The following is a 6227-nucleotide window of genomic DNA, read 5'->3' as shown; positions in this document are numbered from 1 at the left end:
GAGATCGATGAGCTGAACATTCTTCATGCAACCATGCTGGCTATGAAGCGCGCCGTCGAAGGCTTGATCATTGTTCCGAAATTGGCATTGATCGACGGCAATCGCTGCCCGCAACTGTCTGTACCCAGCGCATCGGTGATTCAGGGGGATGCGTCGGTGCCAGCTATCGCTGCAGCCTCAATTCTGGCGAAAGTCAGTCGCGACCGCGAAATGGCTGCCTTCGAACTGATTTACCCTGGGTATGGAATGGGTGCCCACAAGGGCTATCCGACCCCCGTTCATCTCGAAGCACTGGCCCGCTTGGGGCCGACACCGATCCACCGACGCTCGTTCGGCCCCGTGCGTGCGGCGTATGAAGCTCAAGCAATGCTGCTGCAAAGTCCGATATCAATGTTTGTACCGGGCTGATGTTTTACCCAAGGCTCGGTACAATCCGGGCCTTCGTTTTTTTGTATTTCGCGCTATAGGATCAACATGCCGGCTTCTTTCGTTCATCTACGCCTGCACACTGAATATTCTCTGGTCGATGGCTTGGTCCGGGTCAAACCGTTGGTCAAGACCTTGGCCGGCATGAGTATGCCAGCCGTGGCCGTGACCGATCAGAACAACATGTGTTCGCTGGTCAAGTTCTACAAAGCTGCCATGGGCGCTGGTATCAAGCCTATCTGCGGCGCGGATTTGTGGTTGTCCAACAAGGACCAAGACGCCGGGTTGAGCCGGATCAGTCTGTTGGCAATGAACGCCAAGGGTTATCGCAACCTGACTGAATTGATTTCACGCGGTTTCATTGATGGTCAACGCAACGGCCAAGTGATCATTGAGCGGGAGTGGGTCGCCGAGGCAAGCGAAGGTTTGATCATGCTGTCGGCAGCCAAAGAAGGCGAGATCGGCATGGCATTGCTGGCCGGTAATCCGGGTGAAGCCGAGCAATTGCTGCGTGAATGGATGGCGGTGTTCCCCGACCGGTTTTACGTCGAGCTGCAGCGCACCAACCGTCCTAATGACGAAGAACATTTGCACGCCGCCGTCGCTCTGGCTGATCGGCTTGGCGCGCCGCTGGTGGCGACCAACGACGTTCGCTTTATCAAAGAAGAAGACTTCGAGGCCCACGAGACACGAGTGTGTATCGGTGAAGGCCGGGCGCTTGATGACCCTCGCCGATCGCATAATTACAGCAATCAGCAATACCTCAAAAGCGCGGCGCAAATGGCCGAGCTGTTCAGTGACCTCCCTGAAGCACTGGCCAATACCGTCGAAATCGCCAAGCGTTGCAATATCGAGGTCAAGCTAGGCACGCACTTTCTGCCTAACTTCCCGATTCCTGACGGCCTGACCATGGATGAGTATTTCCGTAAGGTCTCGTTCGATGGTCTGGAAGATCGGCTATCGGTCTTGATGCCAAAAGACACCACGGAGGATTACGACGCCAAGCGTCAGGTGTACATCGATCGGCTGAATTTCGAGCTGGATATCATCATCCAGATGGGCTTCCCCGGTTACTTCCTGATCGTAATGGACTTCATCCAGTGGGCCAAAAGCAATGGCGTCCCAGTGGGCCCAGGCCGTGGGTCGGGTGCTGGCTCGCTGGTAGCCTATGTGCAGAAGATCACTGACCTTGATCCTTTGGAATACGACCTGCTGTTCGAACGGTTCTTGAACCCGGAACGGGTATCAATGCCCGACTTCGACGTCGACTTTTGCATGGACGGTCGTGACCGCGTCATTGAGTACGTGGCGCAGAAGTACGGGCGCAACGCGGTCAGCCAGATCATTACTTTCGGTTCGATGGCTGCCAAAGCGGTAATCCGTGACGTTGCCCGGGTGCAGGGCAAGTCATACGGGCTGGCGGATCGTCTGTCGAAAATGATCCCGTTCGAAGTCGGCATGACACTGGAGAAGGCCTACGAGCAAGAAGAAATCTTGCGCGACTTCATCAAGATTGATGAAGAGGCCGCTGAGATCTGGGAGATGGCGCGCAAGCTCGAAGGCATCGTGCGTAACGTCGGTAAACACGCCGGCGGCGTGGTGATTGCTCCGACCAAGCTGACAGATTTTTCGCCGATCTATTGCGATGAATTGGGCGATGGTCTGGTGACTCAGTTCGACAAAGATGATGTCGAGGCAGCCGGTCTAGTGAAGTTCGACTTCCTGGGTCTGCGGACCCTGACCATCATCGACTGGGCGCTGAAGACGATTAACCGCGAACGCGCCAAGGTCGACGAGCCGCCGCTGGACATCGCGTTTATCCCGCTGGATGACAAAGCGACGTACACCCTGCTGCAAAAAGCCGAGACCACGGCGGTGTTCCAGCTTGAGTCACGGGGCATGAAAGAGCTGATCAAAAAGCTCAAGCCCGACTGCCTGGAAGACTTGATCGCACTGGTAGCGTTGTTCCGTCCGGGACCTCTGCAATCAGGCATGGTGGATGACTTCATCAACCGTAAACACGGTCGCGCAGAGCTGTCGTATCCCCACGTCGATTATCAATATGAAGGCCTGAAGCCCGTATTGGCACCGACGTACGGCATCATCCTGTATCAAGAACAGGTGATGCAGATTGCCCAGGTTATGGCCGGCTATACGCTTGGTGGCGCGGACATGTTGCGTCGGGCAATGGGTAAGAAAAAGCCTGAAGAAATGGCCAAGCAACGTGGCGGTTTCATCGAAGGTTGCACCAACAACAATATCGACGCTGATCTGGCCGGTAACATTTTTGACCTGGTGGAAAAGTTCGCCGGTTATGGTTTCAACAAGTCTCACTCGGCCGCCTACGGGTTGGTGTCGTATCAGACCGCATGGTTGAAAACCCACTACCCGGCGCCGTTCATGGCCGCGGTACTGTCTGCTGATATGCACAACACCGACAAGGTTGTGACCTTGATCGAGGAAGTGCGCAACATGAAGTTGCGCCTCGAATCTCCGGACGTGAATACCTCCGAATACAAGTTCACGGTGAGCGATGACGGTCGAATCCTGTACGGGCTCGGTGCCATCAAAGGTGTGGGTGAGGGCCCGGTAGAAGCTATTACCGAGTCTCGTCAGGCTGGGCCGTTCAAGGATCTGTTTGATTTTTGCGCCCGCGTGGATCTCAAACGCATCAATAAGCGAACCCTTGATGGCTTGATCCGAAGCGGTGCGTTGGATCGCCTGGGGCCGTATTTTGAAGACAACGTCGACGTAAAAACTTACCAAGCCAACCTCGACCGCAACCGATCTGTCCTGCTGGCGGCGCTGGAAGAAGCGATTCAAGCGGCTGAGCAAACCGCGCGCAGTCATGACAGCGGTCACTCGGATTTGTTTGGTGGCTTGTTTGTCGAAGCAGATGCTGACGTTTATGCCAACCATCGCAAGGCCAAGGAAATGAGCCTGAAAGACCGGTTGCGTGGCGAAAAAGAGACGTTGGGCTTGTACCTCACCGGGCATCCCATTGACGAGTACGAAGGTGAGATTCGCCGCTTCGCTCGTCAGCGCATTATCGACTTGAAGCCTGCGCGGGATACTCAGACAGTTGCCGGTCTGATCATCGCGCTGCGGGTCATGAAGAATAAGAAGGGCGACAAAATGGGTTTCATCACCCTGGATGACCGCTCTGGACGAATTGAAGCGTCACTGTTTGCTGAAGCGTTCCATTCCGCGCAATCGTTGTTGCAAACCGACGCGTTGGTAGTGGTTGAAGGTGAAGTCAGTAATGACGATTTCTCGGGCGGCCTGCGTTTACGTGCCAAGCGGGTGATGAGCCTGGAAGACGCGCGAACCAATCTTGCGGAAAGTCTGCGCTTGAAAATCCATGCCGATGCGCTCAAAGGTGATCGTCTCAAGTGGTTGGGGGAATTGTGCAAGCGTCACCGTGGTGCGTGCCCCATCACTTTGGACTACACCGGGATGGACGCGAAGGCGCTGTTGCAGTTTGGTGAGGCCTGGCGAATCGATCCTGCGGACAGCTTGATTCAAGCGCTGCGTGACCAGTTCGGGCGTGAGAACGTCTTCCTGCAATACCGTTGATTAGTGCAGGCTTGTCCAAACGACCTGCGCTCAACCATAATTTTTAATCTCGACCTGAATGCGCCTGTTCCCGTAAGGTGGGCGCTCACGGATCAACCGGCCGGCCCCTTGGCCGTCGACCCCAGACGGATGCTTATGAACCCGAATTTTCTCGATTTCGAACAGCCGATCGCTGACCTTCAAGCCAAGATCGAAGAGCTGCGCTTGGTCGGTAATGACAACTCGCTAAACATCGGCGACGAAATCTCGCGTCTGCAAGAGAAGAGCAATACGCTCACCGAAAGCATTTTCGGTAACTTGACCAGCTGGCAGATCGCACGGATGGCGCGTCACCCGCGCCGTCCTTACACCCTCGACTACATCGAGCATATTTTCACTGAGTTCGACGAACTGCACGGCGATCGGCACTTCTCCGACGACGCCGCCATCGTCGGTGGCGTCGCGCGCCTGGAAGACCAGCCAGTGATGATCATCGGTCATCAGAAGGGCCGCGAAGTGCGTGAGAAGGTTCGCCGCAACTTCGGCATGCCGCGCCCTGAAGGCTATCGTAAAGCCTGCCGCCTGATGGAAATGGCTGAGCGCTTCAAGATGCCGATCCTTACGTTCATTGATACGCCGGGCGCTTATCCTGGCATCGACGCTGAAGAGCGCAACCAGAGCGAAGCAATCGCCTGGAACCTGCGAGTGATGGCCCGTCTTAAGACGCCCATTATTGCGACCGTGATCGGTGAGGGTGGTTCTGGTGGCGCGTTGGCCATTGGTGTCTGCGACCAACTGAACATGCTGCAATATTCGACTTACGCAGTGATCTCGCCGGAAGGCTGTGCCTCGATTCTGTGGAAAACTGCAGACAAAGCGCCTGACGCTGCTGAAGCCATGGGTATTACGGCTGACCGACTGAAAGGTCTGGGCATTGTCGATAAAGTTATCGGTGAGCCCTTGGGCGGCGCACATCGTGATCCAGCGACCGCGGCTGCTTCGATCCGTAAGGAGTTGAGTAGCCAGTTGGCGATGCTCAAAAAGTTCGACACTGAGGCGCTGCTGGCCCGTCGTTACGAACGCCTGATGAGTTACGGTCTCTAACTGAGGGCTCTGGATTCTGCGGGACCGAATTCATTCGGGAAGAGGGCGGCGCGGTACATCTGAAAGACCGCGTTGTTGCCTTCGCGAACAAGTTCGCTCCCACAGGATCTGTGGATGACCCCAATCTTGTGGGACCGAACTTGTTCGGGAAGAGGGCGGCGCGGTATATCTGAAAGACCGCGTTGTTACCTTCGCGAACACGTTCGCTCCTACAGGGTTGTGTGCTTTGAAACAACATCTTCGCGACCAATTACTCAGCGCTTTAGCCCCTTGGCGCACTGCACCCGCATGGCGTATCGCGTTCTCCGGTGGATTGGATTCTACTGTCCTTCTGCACCTTCTGGCTGACCTCGCGACCCGCGAAGCCGTGCCACCTTTGTCTGCCATCCATATTCATCACGGCCTTCAGGCTGCGGCAGACGCGTGGCCGGATCATTGTGCTGAGGTCTGTCGCGCTCTGGGCGTGCCTCTGCAAGTGCTTCGGGTAAATGTGCAGTCCGGCGCCAGTGTCGAGCGCGCTGCCCGTGATGCGCGTTACGCGGCATTCAATCAGTTGCTGGCGACCGACGAACTGTTGCTTACCGCTCAACACTGTGATGACCAGGCCGAAACCCTGCTGTTTCGCCTGCTGCGTGGTGCTGGGGTTCGGGGGCTGGCTGCCATGCCTGAACAGCGTGCGCTGGGCAAAGGCAGATTATTACGACCGCTGTTGAACGTCTCGCGAGCCGCCCTTGAGGCGTATGCCGCAGAGCATTCGTTGTGTTGGGTGGAAGACCCCAGCAACACCGACAGCCAGTTCTCCCGGAATTATCTGCGCCAGCACATTCTTCCGTTACTGACGGCGCGCTGGCCGCAAGCAACATCAAGCATGGCGCGAACCGCTTCACATCTGGCCGAAGCTCAGCAACTGCTCGACGAGTTGGCCCTACAGGATCTGGCTCCGGCTGATTCACCCAGCGCTTTTACTTGGCTCGGTTTATCTTCGCTGGAACTGGCACCGCTCAAAGAATTGTCCGCGGCGCGTCAACGTAATGCATTACGTTATTGGCTAGCGGCGTTGACACGCTTGCCTGACAGCGAGCATTGGGTGGGTTGGGACAGCCTGCGCGATGCCGGTGAAGGCTCGCAACCTATTTGGCGTC

The 6227-nt window shown here is 56.3% G+C and carries 4 protein-coding genes; all 4 read left to right on the top strand.

Translation table 11 applies throughout. The annotated features are described in order from the left end of the window. Positions 1-408, top strand: a 408-nt coding sequence (locus M0974_RS23230) for a ribonuclease HII (RefSeq protein WP_297842412.1), incomplete at its 5' end; no start/stop codon positions are given. 66 nt (positions 409-474) lie between these two features. Then, positions 475-4002 (top strand): DNA polymerase III subunit alpha, encoded by a 3528-nt coding sequence (dnaE, locus tag M0974_RS23225; RefSeq protein WP_297842409.1) that lies wholly within the window; start codon positions 475-477, stop codon positions 4000-4002. Between the two features lie 135 nt (positions 4003-4137). Next, positions 4138-5085: an acetyl-CoA carboxylase carboxyltransferase subunit alpha gene (locus M0974_RS23220; RefSeq protein ID WP_297842406.1), complete on the top strand. Its 948-nt coding sequence runs from the start codon at positions 4138-4140 to the stop codon at positions 5083-5085. Between the two features lie 226 nt (positions 5086-5311). After that, positions 5312-6227 (top strand): tRNA lysidine(34) synthetase TilS (gene tilS / locus M0974_RS23215; RefSeq protein WP_297842401.1); only part of this gene is annotated, 916 nt, incomplete at its 3' end.

The sequence above is a fragment of the Pseudomonas sp. genome (genome assembly GCF_026224925.1).
Classification (GTDB): domain Bacteria; phylum Pseudomonadota; class Gammaproteobacteria; order Pseudomonadales; family Pseudomonadaceae; genus Aquipseudomonas.
This window is presented reverse-complemented; position numbering and strand designations above follow the sequence as displayed.